The sequence below is a fragment of the Roseiflexus sp. genome (assembly GCF_057785375.1).
In genome coordinates this window covers 160,803-179,063 of sequence record NZ_JBYNRX010000058.1, presented here as the reverse complement: position 1 = coordinate 179,063, position 18,261 = coordinate 160,803, and the positions used below count along the sequence as shown (strand labels likewise).

The following is an 18,261-nucleotide window of genomic DNA, read 5'->3' as shown; positions in this document are numbered from 1 at the left end:
CTCTAATATTACAGCGCAAAGTTGCAAGCGGGCAGGTTGAGTAGTCTGGAACCAAGAAGGCATGGTATCTTTCTCCCACCACGATCAATTAGGAAGGAGACGAAGAACACCATGCCCGCGGAAATTGTAACTCAACCTTGCCCGGCGCCCGAATGCAATTTGAGCAAAGAAGACGTTGAGCGATTTTCGGAAGAATTGACGGATTACATGGAACGGGTTGCTCCTGCCTTTCGACGAGTAGAGCAATCGAGGCAAAGTACAGCCTATGTGCGCGGCTTGCTGGGCAATGCCGAGCGCAAGCATGTCGAACAGATGGCGCTGGGTTTGGGGAAGAAAGTGCGAAGTCTGCAATACTTTGTGGGGCAAAGCCCGTGGGAAGTGGAGCCTGTGATTGGCATTCACCAGCAGATGGTGGGGGAAACGCTGGGGGAGGAAGACGGCGTTGCGCTGATTGACGAATCGAGCACGGTCAAGCAGGGCGATGATTCGGTGGGCGTGGCGCGACAATACTGTGGCTCGGTAGGCAAGGTGGCGAATGGACAAGTGGGGGTTTACCTGGGGTATGCCAGCCGCAAGGGCTACAGTTTGATCGAAGGGCAGTTGTTCATGCCCGCTGAGTGGTTTGAGGCGGAGCATACCGAGCGCCGCCAGGCATGCGGCGTTCCAGAAGACCTGGGATACAAGACGAAGCCGGAAATCGGGCTGGAGTTGCTCCAAAGAGCCAAAAAACGGGGTAGTTTGCCCTTTTCCTGGGTGGCGGCGGACGAATTGTACGGGGATTCGCCCACTTTTCGGGATGGAGTGGCCGAGTTGGGCAAGTGGTACTTCACCGAAATCAAGAGTACGACTCCGATTTGGCGCACCCAACCCAAAGTCTCTATTCCCCAATGGAAGGGACGAGGGCGTCGCCCCACTCGCCTGCGGTTGCGTTCTGTCAACCAACGTCCTGTTCAAGTCAAAGACCTGGTGAGAGACATCCCCAAACAAGACTGGGTTCAAGCCGTGATCAAGGAAGGCAGTAAAGGACCGATTGCGTGTGAGTTTGCCTTCCTGCGTGTGATCGAAGCGCGCGGCAATTTGCCTGCCGGCGAAGTGTGGCTGATCATCCGCCGCAATCTGGATGACCCTTCGGTGATCAAATACTACTTCAGCAATGCTCCCGCCGCTACGCCGCTGAGCGAGTTCGTCCGCCTGAGCGGCATGCGTTGGCCGATCGATACCATTTTTGAAGAAGCCAAAGGCGAAGTCGGAATGGACCATTACGAGATGCGCAGCTGGTTGGGATGGCATCATCATATGCTCCTGGTTTCTCTCGCGCATCACTTCCTGGTTCGTTTGAGAATTCGTTTTCAGGAACGGGCGCCCGCCCTCACGATTTATCAAGTCCGTCTCTTGCTGGCCGCTGTCTTGCCAGCGCCTGTCTTGGATAGTCAGGCCGCCTTAGATCGGGTGCGTTATTACCAGAAGCGCAATTTCGTCGCTTATCGCTCTCATCGCAAGGCGAAAGTGGCTCAATTGGTTACTCTCGCCCCCAACCTTGCGCTGTAATACTAAGTGCAGGTCGTTTTCCTTTTTCGATGCGATTATCTGAGTTTTGACTATGATTGCCCGGTCGCAACACTTCCTCGATACGACAAAAGAGAGGGCGCGCCTGATGCCTGTTATCCCCTCATCCCCCAGACTCCTTCTCCCACGAGCGATGCACTGAACGCGCCGAGTCGGGAAGAAGAGCACATATAGGAAGATAACGCCCCTTGCGGTGAGCCTGCCGAACCGCGCTCGCACCAAAGCCCACTGCCCAGGCGAGTGATGCATCCGAAAGGCTTGCCAGGAACTCTGCGCCATTCGCGGTTCGCCCCCCGCCTCGTACCCCCCTTTCCCATTTCGCGTCAATATCGAATGCATTTCGATCCGACTCTGATCACGCTCCTCGGCTATACTGATATACTTAGGAGCAGACCGCGCCGGTAAGGAGCAGTAAATCGCAAGCCGGGAATGCACGCACGGCATGGGACCAAAGGCGCGGCTGCGCTGTGTGTCAGCAAACTGTAACGCTGTGCACTGGCGCTCAAACAAACGCAGGAGTACACTCAGATGGAGGCGATAGTCTGCCCTGTCAGGCGAGAGGTCGATGTGTATGTCGCAATGGGGCGCGCACGCGATATGGCGACGGCCCTGGGGTTCGACGACATCGACCGCACGCGCATTGAAATTGCGGTTCTGGAACTCACGCGCAACATTCTGACGCACGCCGGCAGCGGTGAACTGATGATCGAATGCGTCGAAGACAACGGTCGTCAGGGCATCGCAATCGAGGCGCGCGATCAGGGACCCGGCATCGCCGACATTGCGCTGGCGCTGCGCGACGGCTACAGCACCGCACAGACGCTCGGCGCAGGTCTTCCCGGCGTTCAACGCTTGATGGACGACTTCTCCATCGAGTCGACGGTTGGCGTGGGGACGCGCGTGCGCGCAGTGAAGTGGCCCGGCAAACGCCCCGGCGGGCCTGGAAAGGTTCGCCGATGAACATCGCGTGGGGAGCATACAATCGCGCCAAGCAGGGTCAATCGATCTCCGGCGACATCTGGATGGTGACACCCCTGAACGGCAGCGGCATCCTTGCAGCCGTTGTCGATGGGTTGGGCGGCGGCGAAGAAGCGGCGCGCGCGGCGCGTCTGGCGGAAACCATCTTCCGCGAGCGTGCCGAACGCCCACTTCAGGAGCTCATCCGCATCTCGCACGAAGCACTGCACACCACACGCGGCGCCGTTGTCGGGTTGCTGCGGCTCGACCCGATCCAGAGCAACGCATCGTACATCGGCGTCGGCAACATCGGTATCTATGTCTACAGCCGCAAACCGATCAAGCCGATCTCGAAGAACGGCATTCTCGGATATCGCCTGCCGACCTTGCTCGAACTGACGTATACGTATGACCCAGGCGATCTGTTCGTGTTGTACAGTGATGGCGTGTCGTCACAATTCGCTCAGGATTTGCATCTCGATATTCGTCAGTCGCCGCAGGCGCTGGCAGAGCAGATCGTCCAAATCTACGGCAAACAGTCCGACGATGCCACAGTAGTCGTTATTCAGACCTGAACCTGCGTCTTTGCACCGCTATGCAGCACACGACATCAACCCATCTGACCCACTGGTTGAGCGCCAATCGCGCGACCCTTCTGCCGCTCTGGATTGCTGCGGGTGATGATCTGTTCGCGCCAGACTCTCAAGCTTCTACAGGAAACGGCGAAGCAATCACCGTGCATCCCGATGAGCGCAAGGTCGTGTTGGCGGCGCTGTACGATGGGTTGATCGCTGCTGCAGACGGCGATAAACGTCCGCTCGACGAGTGCCTGACGACGCTGCGCGCCTTGCGGAGCACGATCGGCGAGGACGACCTGCCCCGCCAGATTATGCTGTTCCAGCGGCTGCGCAGCATGTGCCGCCGTGCGCTGTTTCGCGAGTCGATAGAAGCTGATGCACAGCAGTCGCAGGACGATATCTTCTACCGACTTCTCGATGCGCTCGATGATCTCATCGATCACGCCATTACCCTGCTCGTTGAGCGATGGGTCAACGCAGCGCATACGGTGTTGAGCGAACTGAACGAAACCCGCATGCTGGTCGAAAGCCTCTACCGCGATGCGGAAGTCACGGATCGGACAACGCTGCAAGTCTCCCGGCTCAATCAACTGGCGCACGATCTGTCGTCCACGTTCGACCGCGAAACGCACCTGAGGCAGATAAGCGCTGCACTTTCAGAGGTGCTGGCGCCGGTCGTCGTTGATATCTGGCTCATCTCCGAGGATGCCACCCGGCTTGACATGGTCTGGCGCCACCGCGCTCCGGCGCCGGAGATCCGCTCTGTGCCGCTCGATGCCGCCCAAGACCTGGTCATTCAGATGCTTCGGCAGCAAGAACCCCTTTTTGTGGCTGAACCGGCATTACACGACCAGCATGGCTGGCATTTTCCAGGCCATGCGGTGCTTGGCGTGCCGCTCGTCACACAGCGCGGCATTGTGGGGATTATCGTCTGTCAGGGTGAAGAGCATACGCTCGGCGATCGTTCCCAACAGGATTTTGTCCGCTCAGTCGCCGGTCAGGCGGCGATTGCGCTGGAAAATGCGCGCCTGTATGCGGAAGTGCGCGCGTTCAATGCGGTGCTGGAGGAACGGATCGCCGAACGTACTCGTGAATTGCAGATCGAGCGCGATACCCTCGAGACGCTCAACACTATCGCGATCGAGGTCAGCAGCTCGCTCGACGGCGATGTCATTATGCGCAACTCGCTCACGACCCTGGCGAAACTGATCGGCGTTGACCACGGATCGATCATGCTGCTCGACCGGGAAATCGAACAACTGGTTGATCGCGCAGTGCTGGGGAAAAACAGCGACATCGGTTATACACGTTTCATGCTCGGACAGGGCATCGTCGGCTGGGTGGCGCAACATCGGAAGCCGCTGATTGTGGCAGACGTTGCGTCCGACCCGCGCTGGGTGCCGCCGCCACTCGACGACTCGTCGGCAAAACGGAGCGGCTCGATGATCGCTGTGCCGCTCATTGCGCACCACGAAGTCCTTGGTGTTCTGGTGCTCTCTCACGAACAGACCGGTTATTTCCGCGAGGAACACTTACGCCTGCTGACGTCGTCCGCCAACCAGATTGCGATCGGCATTTATAACGCCCAGTTGTACCAGCAGATGGAACAGCAGTACCTTCACCGCCATGAAATGCAACAACGTCAGGAACAGGCGGTCAGCCAGAGCACTGCTATTCTGCAAAGCCTTTCGGATGGCGTCATCGTCTGCGACCGGAGTGGTTCGGTGCTGACGGCGAACCTGGCAGCCGAGAAAATCCTTGATCGTCCTATCGGCGAGTTGGTGACCTGGGATCTTGGGGACCTGCTGCGACGTTTGCTAGGGCGACGCGTCGAGGAATTGTCGCTCGATGACCTGTTGAACAATCCGTGGGATGAACAGCATCAACCGCGTACCCTCTCGACAACGTTCCAGATCGGTCCGCGCACCATTAGCATTACGCTCGATCCGGTGATTTCGAGCAAGGACACGCTCATGGGCGCGGTTGCCGTGTTCCGCGATCGCACGCGCGAGGTCGAGTCTGACCGGCTCAAGACCGAGTTCATCGGCACCGTCTCGCACGAGTTGCGCACGCCGATGACATCGATCAAAGGGTTTACCCAACTCCTGGCGATGGGCAGCCTGGGACCGATCAACGAAACGCAAAGAGAGTTCCTCGGCATTATTCAGTCGAATGCCGAACGCATGATTGCAATCATCAATGATCTGCTCGACATCACCAAGATCGAGACGGGAAGCGTCGAACTTGAGATCCGTCCGATCCACGTCGCGGAAACCCTCAGCGCCGTGATGCTCGATCTTCAACCGAAAATTCTGGATCGGCAGCAACACCTGTTATTGAGCATTCCTGCCGGGTTGCCGCTCGTGCGCGCCGACGCTCGCCGCTTCAATCAGATTCTCTTCAACATCGTATCGAATGCGGTTAAGTACACGCCACGCGGCGGGTCGATCACTATCGAGGCGCGTGAAATCACCGCCGATGCGATTCCTGAGGAGGAACGCGATGGGTTGCGCCCTGGTCGCTATGTGCAGATCGATGTGCGCGATACCGGCGTTGGAATCGCGCCAGAAGACCTGCCGCGCATCTGGGAGCGTTTCTACCGCACCGAGAATCCGCTCAAGGTCGAAGCCGGCGGCACCGGTCTCGGTCTGTCGCTGGTCAAACCCCTCATCAAGCTCCTCGGCGGACGTATTTGGGTCGAGAGCCGGATCAACGAAGGCAGCGTCTTTCATTTCGTGCTGCCGGTGGCGTCCTGATCCCCGAAATCGGCAATGCGACGCAAGGAGTTCTCCGAAGAACGCGCATCGGTGAGCCACTGACGACGATCATCCCCGCCTGCTGCTTCAGACGTGGTCTGATCGCTGTGAAGCCGCGCCATCCATCTGCGGGTCGCCCTTTCCCCCAGCAACGTGCATCGACGCCGGGTTTTCACTATTCTGCCAGATGAAACTTGACAAAGTTTTGATGTTAGGGTAATCTAACACCACAGGTTAACCTTTGCTCATCACTCGCTGGCGCGCTGCGCGTCCCTGTCGCCGACAACCTCGCGGTTGATTGACGACGCCACTGGTCTGTCAGATGTGAGACAGTCGTAGCCACTGTCTGGAAAGGAACACATGCACCATGCACCGGATGCCAGGGCTTTTAAGGTTTCGTCTGTTGCTCCTCACGATGAGCGTCGCGCTGATCGCAGCCTGTGGCGGGCAACCTGCCGCCGCCCCGACGACGGCGCCCGAACAACCCGCTGCGGCGCCAACGACGGCGCCTGCTGAGCCAACGACTGCACCCGAACAACCCACTGCGGCGCCAATCGCTGCCCCGAAGGGCGAAGTCGTCGTGTACACGACGCGCGCCGAAGCATTGTTCAAACCGGTTATCGAAGCCTTCAACGCCGTCTACCCCGACATCAGGGTCACAGTGCTCAACGGCAGCAACAGCGAACTGGCGGCGCGCATCCTCGAAGAGCGCGCCAATCCGCAGGCGGATGTCCTGATCAATTCCGACATTCTGACCATGGAGAACCTGGCGGCTGAAGGGGTCTTTGCGCCGAACGATTCGCCTGCGGTGATGGCGATTCCGGCGGATTACCGCGCCGATGACGGCAGCTGGGTCGCACTGACGCTCCGCGCTCGCGTTATCATGTACAATACCGATCTGGTCAAGCCTGAAGAGTTGCCGCAGAAGATGGTTGACCTGGCGGATCCCAAATGGAAGGATGTTCTCGGCTCCGCCAACAGCACCAATGGCGCGATGATGGCGCAACTGGTCATCATGCGCAATAACCTTGGCGAAGCGACGACGGAAGCCTTCATCCAGGGGTTGCTGGAAAACAACACGCAGTTCTTTGGCAGTCACACCGATGTGCGCAAGGCAGTCGGCGCGGGTGAACTGAAATTGGGGTTAGTGAACCACTACTACTACCATCTCTCCAAAGCGGAAGGCGCGCCGGTCGGCGTGGTCTATCCCGATCAGGAAGATGGCGGATTGGGGTTGATGGTCAACTCGACCAATGCCGGGATCGTCAAGGGCGGACCCAACCCGGAGATGGCGAAGATGTTCGTCGATTTCATGCTTTCGCCAGATGGACAGAAGATCTATGCCGAGCGAAACTATGAATATCCCATCGTCCCTGACGTTCCACTGGCGGAAGGAGTTGCGCCGCTTCGTTCATTCAAGTTGAACCCATTCCCGCTCAAGACTCTGCGGGATGAACTGGAGCCGACGCGGGCGCTGGTTCAGAAGGTGGGTATGCCGTAAGCGCGTGTCTGAAAAGTCGCCTGGAAGGGCGAAGGCAGTGCCTTCGCCCTTCCAGCCGTCGCCAATCATCACATGAAACGAACGATTCCTCTCCCCGCTGCGCACACGCTGCGCGCATCGATGGTCGTATGGCGTTCGTCATCGGCTGCGCTGCATATCGTGGCGACGCTGGTCGGCGTTCTGGCGATCATCCCGCTTGCCTACATTCTGATCCGGGCGCTCGAAGCGGACGCCGCCATCTGGACACGCCTCTGGTCCCGGCAGATTCCAGTTCTGGCCGGCAACACGCTGGCGCTGACCGCGACGACAGTGGCGCTCAGCACCCTGTTCGGCTTCGGCGCAGCATGGCTGGTCGAGCGCACCGATCTGCCGGGAGCGCGAGTGTGGCGGGTGGTGCTGGCGCTGCCGCTGGCGATTCCGGCGTATGTAGCGGCGATCTGCTGGCTGATCCTCTTCCGACGCGGCGGGGTGATTGATCAGGTTGCCGTAGAATGGCTGGGATTCGCTCGCGGGACATTCCCGCTGCCGCCGATCACGAATCTGTGGGGCGCTACGATGGTTATCAGTCTGTGTGTGTTCCCATATGTGTTTCTTCCGGTCGGTGCGGCACTCCGGTCCCTCGACCGATCGCTGGAAGAAGCGGCGCGCATCACCGGTCTTTCGGCCTGGAAGACCCTCTGGCGCGTAGTGTTGCCGCTGGCGCTGCCGGCAGCGGCTGGCGGTGCGCTGCTGGTGGCGCTCTACGTGCTTTCGGATTTCGGCACGGTGGCGATGCTTCGCTACCGCACCTTCACCCTGGCAATCTTCCAGCAATTCGCCGGTCAGGTTGATCGATCGGCAGCGGCGATCCTGAGTTTCGTTCTGATCGGAATGGCTGTGCCGGCGCTCTACGGCGCCGCCTGGCTGGCGCGCCGCGAACGCCGGATGACGCGCACCCGCTGGCAACCTCGGCGGCTGACCCGCCTGGGGCGCTGGCGTCCGCTGGCACTGCTGGCGGTCGGTCTGTTGACCTTCTTTTCTCTTGGACTGCCGCTGCTGACGCTCAGCGGACTGACATTGCAGGGGTGGCTTTTCCCAACCGAGGTTGATCGGATCTGGGGCGTCAACAATGCCGGCGTGCTGCGCTATGCAGTGAACAGCGTCGGGCTTGCCGCCGCCGCCGCTACCGGCGCCATCGCGCTGGCCATCTTCCCGGCGCTCGTCGCCGTCCGCCGACCGGGGCGCTGGGGCAATCTGTTGCTTGCCGCCTGCCAGAGTCCGTTTGCACTGCCGGGGATTATCATCGGGCTGAGTTTCGTGTTGCTGTTCAACCGCTGGATGCCGATGCTCTACGGCACGCTCATCGTGCTGGTTACCGGCTTTGTCTTCCGCTTGCTGCCGCAGGCGGTGACTGCCAACGAATCGGCGTTGCGCGTCGTGTCGCCGTCGCTGGAGCAGGCAGCGCGCACACTGGGGAATAACGGCTTGCAAACGTTCCGGCATGTGACCGTGCCGGTCGCAGCGCCAGGGTTGCTGGCGGGCTGGGTGCTTTGCTTCGTGACCGCCATGAAGGAATTGCCAACGGTCATCCTTCTGCGTCCACCGGGTTTCGATACCCTGCCGGTGCGCATCTGGGTGGCTGCCAGCGAATCGGTGCATACCCAGGCGGCGCCGCCGGCGTTTGCGTTGATCATCGTTACGGTCATCACCCTGCTGGTCGTCATGCGCCATCAGGCGGGGATGGAGAAAGTGCTTTCCCACAGTTGAATATCAGCAGGGTGCATCAGTGATCCTGGCGCAGTCCACTCTGACGCAGAAGCTGGTCTGCCCAGGCTGCATCGTCTCCGGTCAGCGGCGGCTCGGGGTCTCGGCGGTAATCGATGCGCAGGTCGAAGGAGGCGCGTTCGTAGATGACGTGCAGTAGCGCCCCCAGGTCGATCTCAGGTTCGGTCGCATCCGCATCGAGCGGTACGGCAAAGCGCGGAATTGGCTGGCGAACGCTGAAGGGAATGAGCAGCGCGCGCGGACGCTGGTTGCTGCGGCTGATGAGTATGCGATAGTCGCTCACGCCTGTCCATCCACGCACCGGCATCGGTTCACCCGCGCGCAGCAGGTCGATTTCGACCAAATGACTGAGACTGCCCAGCACGGCAAGACGTTTGCGCAGATAGAGCGCGCGCCCTTCGCCAGAACGCTTGTTGGCAGGCGACAGCGCTTCGATAACGGTCACGACCCGCCCATCAGTTGCGGCGCGCACCTCCAGATACGACTCGCGCACCAGGTCGGGCAACGCCACCTCAACCGCCACCCCTCCCGACTCTTGAAAAGGAACAGATACGCTTACCGGCTGAGCAGAGCGCGTCACAACGGCGGCATCCGCCCGACCGACAAATGCCGCGTCTTCGGGTTCGGCCAGATAGGTGCGTTCCTCGATTGCAACATAGTACCGTGGACGCAGCACTGGCGCCAGATCGTCGGCGATGCTGACGATCAGACGGTTGTGCACATCAGGCCAGAGGCCCGGCGCTTCGAGGTAAGGATTCATACCAGGAAACGGGTGGGGCACAGGTCGTCCTTTCGAGCTGGCATCATCCCCAATTATACCAGTTGCCTTCGGGATTCGTCAGGAACCACAGCACAGCGCCGAGCAGCAGTGGCTGCATCGTCCCTGACAGGCGCATACGCGCGGACGTGATGAACATGCACAAAATAATTCGGCATTCGCTCTGCGCCTGGCGGCTGAAGCCGCAGGCTCCGGTTGCAAAGCCCGCCTTCTCAGTAGCCCCAGCGGGGCTTTCATGTCCTCAGCGAGGGCTTTCGCCCGTAGCGCACCGGCAGTATTGTACGAATGACCGCGCATTAGAGCCTATCCGGAAAAGCTCGTTGGGTAAGCGAAGGCATTGCCTTCGCCTACCCGGTCGCACTTCAGTCAGCGATTTTTCGGATAGGCTCTTAGTATCATAAGTCACAGGCTACAGGAAGCGAAGCGTGCCCGTGTGGGCTAAACCGGGCGCCGGGCGATACCGGATTAACGACTCAAAGACCACTGTGAGCGGCGTCGCCTGCCTTGTTCGCTCCCGTCTGACAAGGCACGCATATCAAGCCATCAACCTCACCCTGGACATTCAGACCTCGCAGTGGAGCTACCCTGCAATTCCAGCAGCCAGTTCCCGCGTGAGTTGGGCAGCCGGGATCTCCTTGCAGCCGCTGGCATTCTGGCCGCACCAGAGCGGCGAGAAATCACCGGAACCCTGACTTTCAGCCCTGGCGCACAAGGGTGCGATGGCGGCAGCAGCGAAGGGAAAAGCCGGTGGAGCGTCGCTGATCGGTCCAGGTTCTCTCATGAGGCGATTCACAATGCCACGTGCCGGTCGTCCGGTGAAAAGGTTCGTAATTGCGGTATGGCGGGCAACCTCGCTCTTCAGTGCAGCGCGATGCACGGCGCCGGTCGTCGCCTCTGGACAGAGGAGATACGCCGTGCCGACCTGCACGCCCACTGCGCCGAGCGCCAGCGCCGCCGCAACACCCCTCGCACCTGCGATGCCGCCAGATGCAATGACCGGAACCCTGACCCGCTGAACAATCTGGGGAACCAGCGCGAATGTGCCGACTTGCGTACTGAGATCTACCAGGAACATGCCGCGATGCCCGCCTGCCTCGAGACCTTGCGCAATGATGGCATCGACCCCGTGTGCTTCGAGCCAGAGCGCCTCGTCAATGGTGGTCGCTGAGGCGATGATTTTCGCACCCCACGCCTTCACGCGCGCCAGCAATTTGGAACTTCGCTTATACCGGCGTCAAAGCGCGCACGTGCAGTATCTCTTCACGACGCATCGGGCGGATGTCCGCTTCGGTAAGCGTTGCCACAGCAATGGTCCTACCTTCCCCGCTGACGAATTCCACTTCAAAAGTCCGCCCATCCGCGTAACAATGCACAACCGCTCCTACGTCACCTCGCTTCAGTCCATACGTGTCTAAATCTCTCGTCAGAACGACAGCGTCCAGTTCTCGTATCATTTCACGGTCATCCTTCTTTTACTGCATCGGGTACGCTGTGACGAAACGAGGCGCCTGAGACCCGAATTCTATTATCCATATCGTTCGCATCTGGACACGAATTCCACGTGGTGTTTCCAGAGATCCGTCGATTACATATTTTACTCCGTGTGGCAAGTCCAACCGTTCTTTTACCTGCCCTAACCGTGCAATTTCCAATAAACCTTGCTCTAATGCGCTTACCATTGTTTCGTCGAGTCCAAGCGAGCGCAAGTATCTGGCTTTTGATCTTCCAACGGCGTGCGTTTCTGAAAGCAAATAATCCGCGAGCTTACGAGGCGGGATGTAGGCATTCGACTTATTGGGTAGTTGGAGAGATGGCACAACATGCTCACAATGGACTATGCATATGCGCGAGCAGTATACACGAGCATTCTGGGATTGTCGAGCCAGAAAAGAGTATTGTCATTCGTTGCGAGGCTTTGCACCTTTGCGTCGTCGCGTCAACCTTATTTCAAGAAACGTGGTCAACACAGCGCTACAGGAGCGCACCGCCGCATCGCCCCGCTTCCTGGTGCTATAATCATACCGGATCCTGGTTCGAGAGGTCGATACGATGAATGTTCTGCTTGTTGGATCCGGCGGGCGCGAGCACGCGCTGGCATGGAAACTGGCGCAGTCGCCGCTCATCGACGCGCTCTTCGTTGCGCCTGGCAATCCGGGCACGGCACGTGTCGGGCGCAATCTGCCGGTCGAGGTTTTGGACATCCCGCGCCTCGTTGAGATTGCGCAACGCGAGCGGATCGAGCTGGTCGTCGTCGGTCCCGAAGCGCCGCTGGCGGCGGGTCTGACGGACGCATGCCTGAAGGCGGGCATTCCGGTCTTTGGTCCCACTGCGGCAGCGGCGCAGATCGAGAGCAGCAAAGCCTTCGCCAAGCGGCTGATGATCGAGGCGGGCATTCCAACCGCCGAAGCGTGCATCTTCGACAATCCCAACGAAGCAGCCGATTTTGTGCGCGCCACCGGACGAGCGTGGGTCGTGAAAGCCGACGGGCTTGCCGCCGGCAAGGGGGTGATTGTCCCCGAGTCGGTCGGCGACGCGCTGGATGCGATTCGGACATTGAGCGTCACCGACGCCGGCGCGCGCCTGGTGCTCGAAGAACGCCTCAGTGGACCGGAAGTGTCGCTGATTGCGCTGTGCGCTGGCGAGCGTGCGCTGCCGCTGCCGCCAGCGCAGGATCACAAACGCCTGCGCGACGGCGACGCCGGACCGAACACCGGCGGCATGGGCGCCTACGCTCCCGCGCCGCACCTCACACCCGCCGATGTTACCGATCTGACAGCGCAGGTCATCCTGCCGACGCTGCGCGCGCTGAAACGAGCGGGAACGCCATTCTGCGGCGCACTCTACGCCGGCTTGATCCTGACCGAACACGGACCGCGGGTGCTGGAGTTCAACGCGCGCTTCGGCGACCCGGAGACACAGGCGATCCTGCCGCTGCTGGAGGGCGACCTGCTCGCGGCGCTTGCGGCCAGCGCCGGGAATGGAACGCTGTCCGACGATTTGCTGCGCTGGACGGGTGAGGCGACAGCGTGCGTTGTGCTGGCAGCAGCAGGATACCCCGACACACCGCGCCGCGGCGATGTAATCGTCGGCATCGAGACCATCAATGATCCGAATGTGCTGATCTTCCACGCCGGCACTGCGTGGAAAAATGGTCAGTTGACAACAGCAGGCGGGCGTGTGCTCGGTGTCACCGGCATTGATGCCACACTGCGCGGGGCGCTGACACGCGCATATGCAGCAGTGGACCGAATTTCCTTTCCGGGTATGCAGTACCGCCGTGACATTGGCGCCAGGGCAATCCAATGAATATCCCGACAACCCCATATCGCGTCGCGGTATTCGTCTCCGGCAGCGGCTCGAACCTTCAGGCGCTGCTCGATGCTCAGCAAACCGGCGACCTCGGCAATACCGAGATTGTTCTGGTGATCAGCGACCGCGCCGACGCCTATGGGTTGCAGCGCGCACTGAAGCATCGCGTTGCGGCGGCATTCGTTCCGTTGCGCCAACCGCGCGATCCCGCCGCGCGCAAAGAATGGGAATGCCGCCTGGCGGACGTGACGGCAGCATTTACCCCTGATCTGATCGTTCTGGCCGGTTTTATGCGCGTGCTATCGCCAGTCTTCCTGGACCGCTTTCCCAACCAGGTCATCAACCAGCACCCGGCGCTCCTGCCCGATGACGGCGGCGACACGTTCACCACCTCGCGCGGCATCGTCATCCCCGCATTGCGCGGCGCGCACGTCGTCGCCGATGCGCTGCGCCTTGGCCTGCCAATCACCGGATGCACCATTCACCGCGTGACGCCAGCCGTGGACGACGGACCGGTGCTGGCGCGCGTCGAAGTGCCGATCCTGCCCGGCGACACTGAAGCAACGCTCCACGAGCGCATCAAGCAGGTCGAGCACCGCCTGATCGTCGAGGTCGTCGCGCGCCTGGCGCGTCGCAACGAACGATAAGCGGCGGATGCGCCGACTGCTCGGTTGCCGCCCGACACTTCATGCCCAGACCCTAGATCACGCCTTACCGGATACCGCAATCTGATAGACAATCTCATACGCCATATGCGGTTCGTGCTTGCCCTTGAGCATGACCGGACCGATCAGGCGCGCCTGCCAGGGAAGGTCATACCCTGGCGGCAGCGCATCGACCAGGCGATGCGACACAATAATCTGATCGGTGCGCGCCAGCCCGCTCAGACGGTTGGCCGTATTGACGACATCGCCGATCACGGTGTAATCAAGGCGTTGTGGCGACCCGATATTGCCGACAAGCGCCGGTCCATAGGCGACTCCCACACCCATGCCAAGGTCGAGACCGAGATCGCGACGCCAGATAGTGCGAAGAGCGGCGAACGCCAGTTGCAGATCGACCGCCGCGTGCAGCGAGCGAGGCACGTCGTCGTCACGCGCAATCGGCACGCCGAACACGCCGATCAACCCATCTCCCAGAAACTTATCGACTGTTCCGCCGTGTCGGTAGAGCGCTTCGGTCATAGCCGTGAAATACCGATTGAGGATCTGATCCACGAGCACCTGTGGCGCCAGACCTTCGGCAAGCGACGTATAACCGCGAATATCGGCAAACAGCACGACGATGTCGCACTCCTGCGGCGCGCCAAACTCACCGCCGCCCGCCATGACCTCTTCGACCACCTGTGGCGACACATAGCGCCGGAACGTCGCGCGTAAGCGTTCCTGCTCCGCGCGCTCGAGTTCTTTGAGCGCAGTAATATCCTGCATCACCGCCACCCGCCCGATGGAAACATCGTCGGCGCCACGCACCGGTGCAACGCTGACATTGAACGTCGCGCCGTCGGCGAGGGTGACTTCCATCACCGGTTGACCATTCGAGGAGGGGGCTTTCAAGGCGCGCAGCAAGTCGCGGTTACCAACCGCATCGTCAACCAACCGGCCAATCGCCCCGGTGAGGTACAGACGCTGTTCGGCGGCAGGGTTCGCCAGCACCAGACGACTCTGCGGATCGATGAGCAGGATCGGATCGGCAGCGCTGCGCAGCACTGCGCCCAGGGTCGAACGTTCGTCTTCCACCTCGCGGTACAGGCAGGCGTTTTCGATGACCTGCGCCAGCAAACTGGCGACGGTTTCGAGCAGCGTCAGATCGGTTGACTGAAACTGTCGTTCGTGACCACTGATATCAAGGACGATCAGACCAATCTGCTTACCGCCCGTCAGCAACGGCGCCAACGCCAACGCCATCACTCCCGTCGCAGCAAGATCAGCAGCGTGCGGCGCCAGTAACCCATCGTCTGCCGACACCACCTGCGGACCGGAGAGGACGACCGTTTCAGCAAGGAATCGCCAGGGCAGACGGTCACGCGCAGCATCCGTTGCAAACACAGCGTGCCGCATGTGCTGGACGCGAGGATTGGTCAATACAATGCCGCACGCCGTAACTTCAAAAATCGACGCGATCGTATGCGTGGCAATGGTCAGATTTTCGGCTGCATCCAGGCGCGCCGTCATCGCAATCGACAGAGTATTCACCATGCCGAGTTGACGCACGCGGCGCTGTTCCATATTGAACAGGCGCGCGTTATCGAGCGCAATGCCCAGTTGACTTGCCAGCGTCGAAAGCAGACGCACATCGGCATCGCCAAACGCATTGGGAATGTACGCCATCACCGAGAGCGCACCAAACACCTGGCGCGCCGTCTGGATGGGAACTGCCAGTTCCGAACGCACACTGCGCTCCACCCCCACCGGCGGGTAGCAGTCGGCCTGAAGAAAATCAGCGACGTGATACGGCTCACGCTGAGTAATCGTCCGTCCGGTAGCGCTGGCATCGGGCAGGATCGCACACCCAACGGCCTGTTCAATAATCGTACTGCCCGCAGCGGCGCTCAATACCAGGCGTTCATCGTCGCGCAAGGCGACGACGACCAGCGGATAGCCGAAGGTATGATGAATCAGATGCACCACCAGACGAAGGAGTTGATCGGGACTCATCAATTCCGTCAGGTGACGGCTGATCTGATTGATACGTTGCAGCTCCTCGGCGCGACGCTCGAGCAGATCGCGCTGTGTGCGCGTCAGATGGAATAATTCCGCATTTTCGAGCGCAATCGCGCTCTGTGCCGCCACGGCATTGAGCAACTCCAGATGGTCATGGGTGAAGTAGCCAGGTGTGTGATGCACCAGCGTAATCGCAGCGAGGGCGCGTCCTTCGCGCACCAGCGGCACAGCGGCGACGCTCCGCACCGCGCGTTGCTGGGCATTCACCGCAATCCAGCGCGAGTCCTCGCGCGTATCATGGATAATTAACGGCTTGCGTTCGTGCAGCACCCATCCAGCCACACCCTGCCCCAAAATGTCGGTCAGGGGAATGGTTGGTCGATTGCGCGTATTGGAAAAGAAGCGCGGCTGATCGCCGGTAAGCACGAGAATGCTGGCACGCACCGCACCGACGGCATCGGCAAGCCGGTTGAGGAACTGAGTCAGCAACTGATCAAGATCGAGCGTCGTCCCAAGTTCACGCGTCAGATGAAGCAATAACTCGGTTTTCCGCTGCTCAGCGCGCAACGAACGCTGACTGCGTTGCAACCGCAGCATTGCGCGCACCCGCGCCAGCAGTTCGGTCAGATCGACAGGCTTGACCAGGAAGTCGTCGGCGCCGGCGTCGAGCGCCGCCACTTTTGACTCCTGGTCATCATGACCGGTAATCAGGATGACAGGAATGAAGGGGCGCTCCGGATCGGATTTGATCCGCTCCATGACCTGTCGGCCGCTCAGTCCCGGCAGGGACACATCCATCAGCACCAGATCGGGTGTGACCAGTTCCAGATATGCCAGAGCTTCCTCGCCGGTACTCGCAAGAGACACGCGATAACCGGCGTTCGTCAACAGAATCTGCAGCATGCGTCGCACGCTGGCATCGTCATCAACAGCAAGGATGTGTGCCAGTTCGATCATGCTACGGTACGTTGAGGAACCTTATACGGACAACTATTCTTCCTGGGCTATTGTATATCCGTCTATAGCGATCTGCAACTATGTCGCCTCGATGAGGGACGACGAGGCTGCCGCCTGAACATGGGGTCCGGTCATGATATGGTCAGACGGCATCCTGCCGCTGCGGGCTACATCAAGAATCCGGCAGAGCCTGTGAAGGCAGGCTTCGCAACCGTAGCCCGCGCTTCAGCCGCCGGGCGCAGCGCGAATGCCGGATTATTTGTCGATGTTCAGAACCCCTCGCTCAGGTCAGTCAAGCCCCGGTGGGGCTGCCACATGCACAGGATCAGGGGCTACGCGGGAAGATGGCATACCGTCGTCCACTCAAGAAATAGCCAAACCGCAATAGAACATTAACACCTGTTACTTGTTTCTATGCAAAATCTTGCATATACTGTGCCTATGCGGATTTATGAGACAACGTTCATGAGCGAGGCCCGGATCTTCAAAGCATTGATGCATCCATTGCGGATTGCGCTACTGGATGCGCTGCGCGAGGGAGAGCAGTGCGTCTGCCAGCTCGAAGAGCGGCTGAATATGCGGCAGGCGTACATCTCGCAGCAACTGGCAGTACTGCGCAAAGCAGGCATCATTGCCGATCGGCGCTGCGGGTTGAACATCTTTTACCGTATCGCCAAGCCCGAAGTGCTGGATTTGATCGATCTGGCGCATGCCATGACCGGCAGCGCCCCCTTTCCTGCGTTGGGAGAAGCATGCGCGCAAGGGGTCACAGAGAGGGATACCGACTCAGGCGCCCGCACTTCTGCGGAGGAGGACGCAGCGTCCGCTTGCTCGCGCTCGAAAGTGCACCGATTCAGGCGCTGACACGCTGAACTATCATCAGGAGGAACACGAATGGTTTCTGTCAAGATTCTCGGATCGGGTTGTGCAAACTGCAAACGGCTGGAATCAGTTGTTGCCAGGGTCATTGCAGAACGCAACATCGACGCCGCTATCGAAAAGGTCACCGACTACGCGCAGATGATGCGCTGGAACATTATGCAAACCCCGGGGCTGGTGATCAACGACACGCTGGTCTCCGCCGGTCGCATTCCCAGCGAGTCTAAGATCGCCGGGTGGTTGGCGCAGGGATGAACATGACGGGTGTATCGGGGGCAGCGTCATGGCGCTGCCAAAGGATGGGCGTACTGCGCCGATTCTCCGCTGATTGAAGCACAGACATAACGTATACGCGCATCCCCGCACAAGGTTGTGCCTGGTACAGGGTCGTCCTGGCATAAGGTCGCGCATGGCAGAGCGTATTTTTTGCTCCAGTGTATGCAGATTCTTGCATATAAGACTTCACTGCAAAAAGCAACCACGAAGGTCACAAAGGGACACAAAGGAAATGCGCTTCATTTTATTCACCTTCGTGCGCTTCGCGTCCTTTGTG

The 18,261-nt window shown here is 60.0% G+C and carries 15 protein-coding genes; 10 read left to right on the top strand and 5 right to left on the bottom strand.

The genetic code is table 11. The annotated features are described in order from the left end of the window. Positions 1-111 precede the first annotated feature (111 nt). The 6 genes from AC3EA7_RS10665 to AC3EA7_RS10640 all read left to right on the top strand — a co-directional run bounded on the left by AC3EA7_RS10665 (position 112) and on the right by AC3EA7_RS10640 (position 9,104). On the top strand, positions 112-1,548 hold the full coding sequence (locus AC3EA7_RS10665) for an IS701 family transposase (protein ID WP_488614034.1): 1,437 nt from the start codon (positions 112-114) through the stop codon (positions 1,546-1,548). Between the two features lie 546 nt (positions 1,549-2,094). After that, positions 2,095-2,526, top strand: coding sequence for an anti-sigma regulatory factor (locus AC3EA7_RS10660; RefSeq protein WP_488614033.1), 432 nt, complete (start codon positions 2,095-2,097; stop codon positions 2,524-2,526). Next, positions 2,523-3,098, top strand: a complete 576-nt coding sequence (locus AC3EA7_RS10655) for a SpoIIE family protein phosphatase (RefSeq protein WP_488614032.1) — start codon at positions 2,523-2,525, stop codon at positions 3,096-3,098. Before AC3EA7_RS10660 ends, AC3EA7_RS10655 begins: the two co-directional genes overlap by 4 nt. Before the next feature lie 20 nt (positions 3,099-3,118). Next, the gene (locus AC3EA7_RS10650; RefSeq protein WP_488614031.1) at positions 3,119-5,857 is read left to right on the top strand and encodes a GAF domain-containing protein; all 2,739 of its coding nucleotides are present in this window, start codon (positions 3,119-3,121) and stop codon (positions 5,855-5,857) included. Between the two features lie 367 nt (positions 5,858-6,224). Continuing rightward, complete coding sequence (locus AC3EA7_RS10645; protein ID WP_488614030.1) at positions 6,225-7,358, top strand: extracellular solute-binding protein; 1,134 nt, start codon at positions 6,225-6,227, stop codon at positions 7,356-7,358. 72 nt (positions 7,359-7,430) lie between these two features. Continuing rightward, a complete protein-coding gene (locus tag AC3EA7_RS10640; protein WP_488614029.1) occupies positions 7,431-9,104 on the top strand; it encodes an ABC transporter permease in 1,674 nt (557 codons plus the stop codon). 16 nt (positions 9,105-9,120) lie between these two features. On the opposite strand, the gene AC3EA7_RS10635 is transcribed toward AC3EA7_RS10640, so the two are convergent. From AC3EA7_RS10635 to AC3EA7_RS10620, 4 genes are all read right to left on the bottom strand, one after another. Further along, entirely contained in the window at positions 9,121-9,903 is a 783-nt protein-coding gene (locus AC3EA7_RS10635; RefSeq protein WP_488614028.1) for a DUF4058 family protein, read from the bottom strand. 577 nt (positions 9,904-10,480) lie between these two features. Continuing rightward, on the bottom strand, positions 10,481-11,110 hold the full coding sequence (locus tag AC3EA7_RS10630) for an NAD(P)H-dependent flavin oxidoreductase (RefSeq protein WP_488614027.1): 630 nt from the start codon (positions 11,108-11,110) through the stop codon (positions 10,481-10,483). Between the two features lie 13 nt (positions 11,111-11,123). After that, positions 11,124-11,354, bottom strand: coding sequence for a DUF4926 domain-containing protein (locus AC3EA7_RS10625; protein ID WP_488614026.1), 231 nt, complete (start codon positions 11,352-11,354; stop codon positions 11,124-11,126). 18 nt (positions 11,355-11,372) lie between these two features. Then, positions 11,373-11,717, bottom strand: a complete 345-nt coding sequence (locus tag AC3EA7_RS10620; protein WP_488614025.1) for a DUF6883 domain-containing protein — start codon at positions 11,715-11,717, stop codon at positions 11,373-11,375. A 232-nt stretch (positions 11,718-11,949) separates the two neighbouring features. Between AC3EA7_RS10620 and purD the strand changes: the two genes are divergently transcribed. Continuing rightward, complete coding sequence (gene purD, locus AC3EA7_RS10615; protein ID WP_488614024.1) at positions 11,950-13,206, top strand: phosphoribosylamine--glycine ligase; 1,257 nt, start codon at positions 11,950-11,952, stop codon at positions 13,204-13,206. Continuing rightward, a complete protein-coding gene (purN, locus tag AC3EA7_RS10610; protein WP_488614023.1) occupies positions 13,203-13,856 on the top strand; it encodes a phosphoribosylglycinamide formyltransferase in 654 nt (217 codons plus the stop codon). The genes purD and purN overlap by 4 nt, the downstream gene beginning before the upstream one ends. A 57-nt stretch (positions 13,857-13,913) precedes the next feature. Here the strand turns inward: purN and AC3EA7_RS10605 are convergent, their stop codons facing one another. Next, positions 13,914-16,829 carry a GAF domain-containing protein gene (locus AC3EA7_RS10605; protein WP_488614022.1) on the bottom strand — a complete coding sequence of 972 codons (2,916 nt, stop codon included), beginning with the start codon at positions 16,827-16,829 and terminating at the stop codon, positions 13,914-13,916. 465 nt (positions 16,830-17,294) lie between these two features. On the opposite strand from AC3EA7_RS10605, the gene AC3EA7_RS10600 reads away from it, so the two are divergent. Further along, positions 17,295-17,693: an ArsR/SmtB family transcription factor gene (locus AC3EA7_RS10600; RefSeq protein ID WP_488614021.1), complete on the top strand. Its 399-nt coding sequence runs from the start codon at positions 17,295-17,297 to the stop codon at positions 17,691-17,693. A 30-nt stretch (positions 17,694-17,723) separates the two neighbouring features. Then, positions 17,724-17,963 carry a thioredoxin family protein gene (locus AC3EA7_RS10595; RefSeq protein ID WP_488614020.1) on the top strand — a complete coding sequence of 80 codons (240 nt, stop codon included), beginning with the start codon at positions 17,724-17,726 and terminating at the stop codon, positions 17,961-17,963. Positions 17,964-18,261 lie beyond the last annotated feature (298 nt).

Excerpts from the sequence above, each read along its gene's own strand:
- AC3EA7_RS10650 (WP_488614031.1), top strand. The coding sequence starts at position 3,119 with ATGCAGCACACGACATCAACCCATCTGACCCACTGGTTGAGCGCCAAT.
- AC3EA7_RS10655 (WP_488614032.1), top strand. The coding sequence starts at position 2,523 with ATGAACATCGCGTGGGGAGCATACAATCGCGCCAAGCAGGGTCAATCG.
- AC3EA7_RS10660 (WP_488614033.1), top strand. The coding sequence starts at position 2,095 with ATGGAGGCGATAGTCTGCCCTGTCAGGCGAGAGGTCGATGTGTATGTC.
- purN (WP_488614023.1), top strand. The coding sequence starts at position 13,203 with ATGAATATCCCGACAACCCCATATCGCGTCGCGGTATTCGTCTCCGGC.
- AC3EA7_RS10665 (WP_488614034.1), top strand. The coding sequence starts at position 112 with ATGCCCGCGGAAATTGTAACTCAACCTTGCCCGGCGCCCGAATGCAAT.
- AC3EA7_RS10640 (WP_488614029.1), top strand. The coding sequence starts at position 7,431 with ATGAAACGAACGATTCCTCTCCCCGCTGCGCACACGCTGCGCGCATCG.
- AC3EA7_RS10605 (WP_488614022.1), bottom strand. The coding sequence starts at position 16,829 with ATGATCGAACTGGCACACATCCTTGCTGTTGATGACGATGCCAGCGTG.
- AC3EA7_RS10595 (WP_488614020.1), top strand. The coding sequence starts at position 17,724 with ATGGTTTCTGTCAAGATTCTCGGATCGGGTTGTGCAAACTGCAAACGG.
- AC3EA7_RS10625 (WP_488614026.1), bottom strand. The coding sequence starts at position 11,354 with ATGATACGAGAACTGGACGCTGTCGTTCTGACGAGAGATTTAGACACG.
- purD (WP_488614024.1), top strand. The coding sequence starts at position 11,950 with ATGAATGTTCTGCTTGTTGGATCCGGCGGGCGCGAGCACGCGCTGGCA.
- AC3EA7_RS10645 (WP_488614030.1), top strand. The coding sequence starts at position 6,225 with ATGCACCGGATGCCAGGGCTTTTAAGGTTTCGTCTGTTGCTCCTCACG.
- AC3EA7_RS10600 (WP_488614021.1), top strand. The coding sequence starts at position 17,295 with ATGAGCGAGGCCCGGATCTTCAAAGCATTGATGCATCCATTGCGGATT.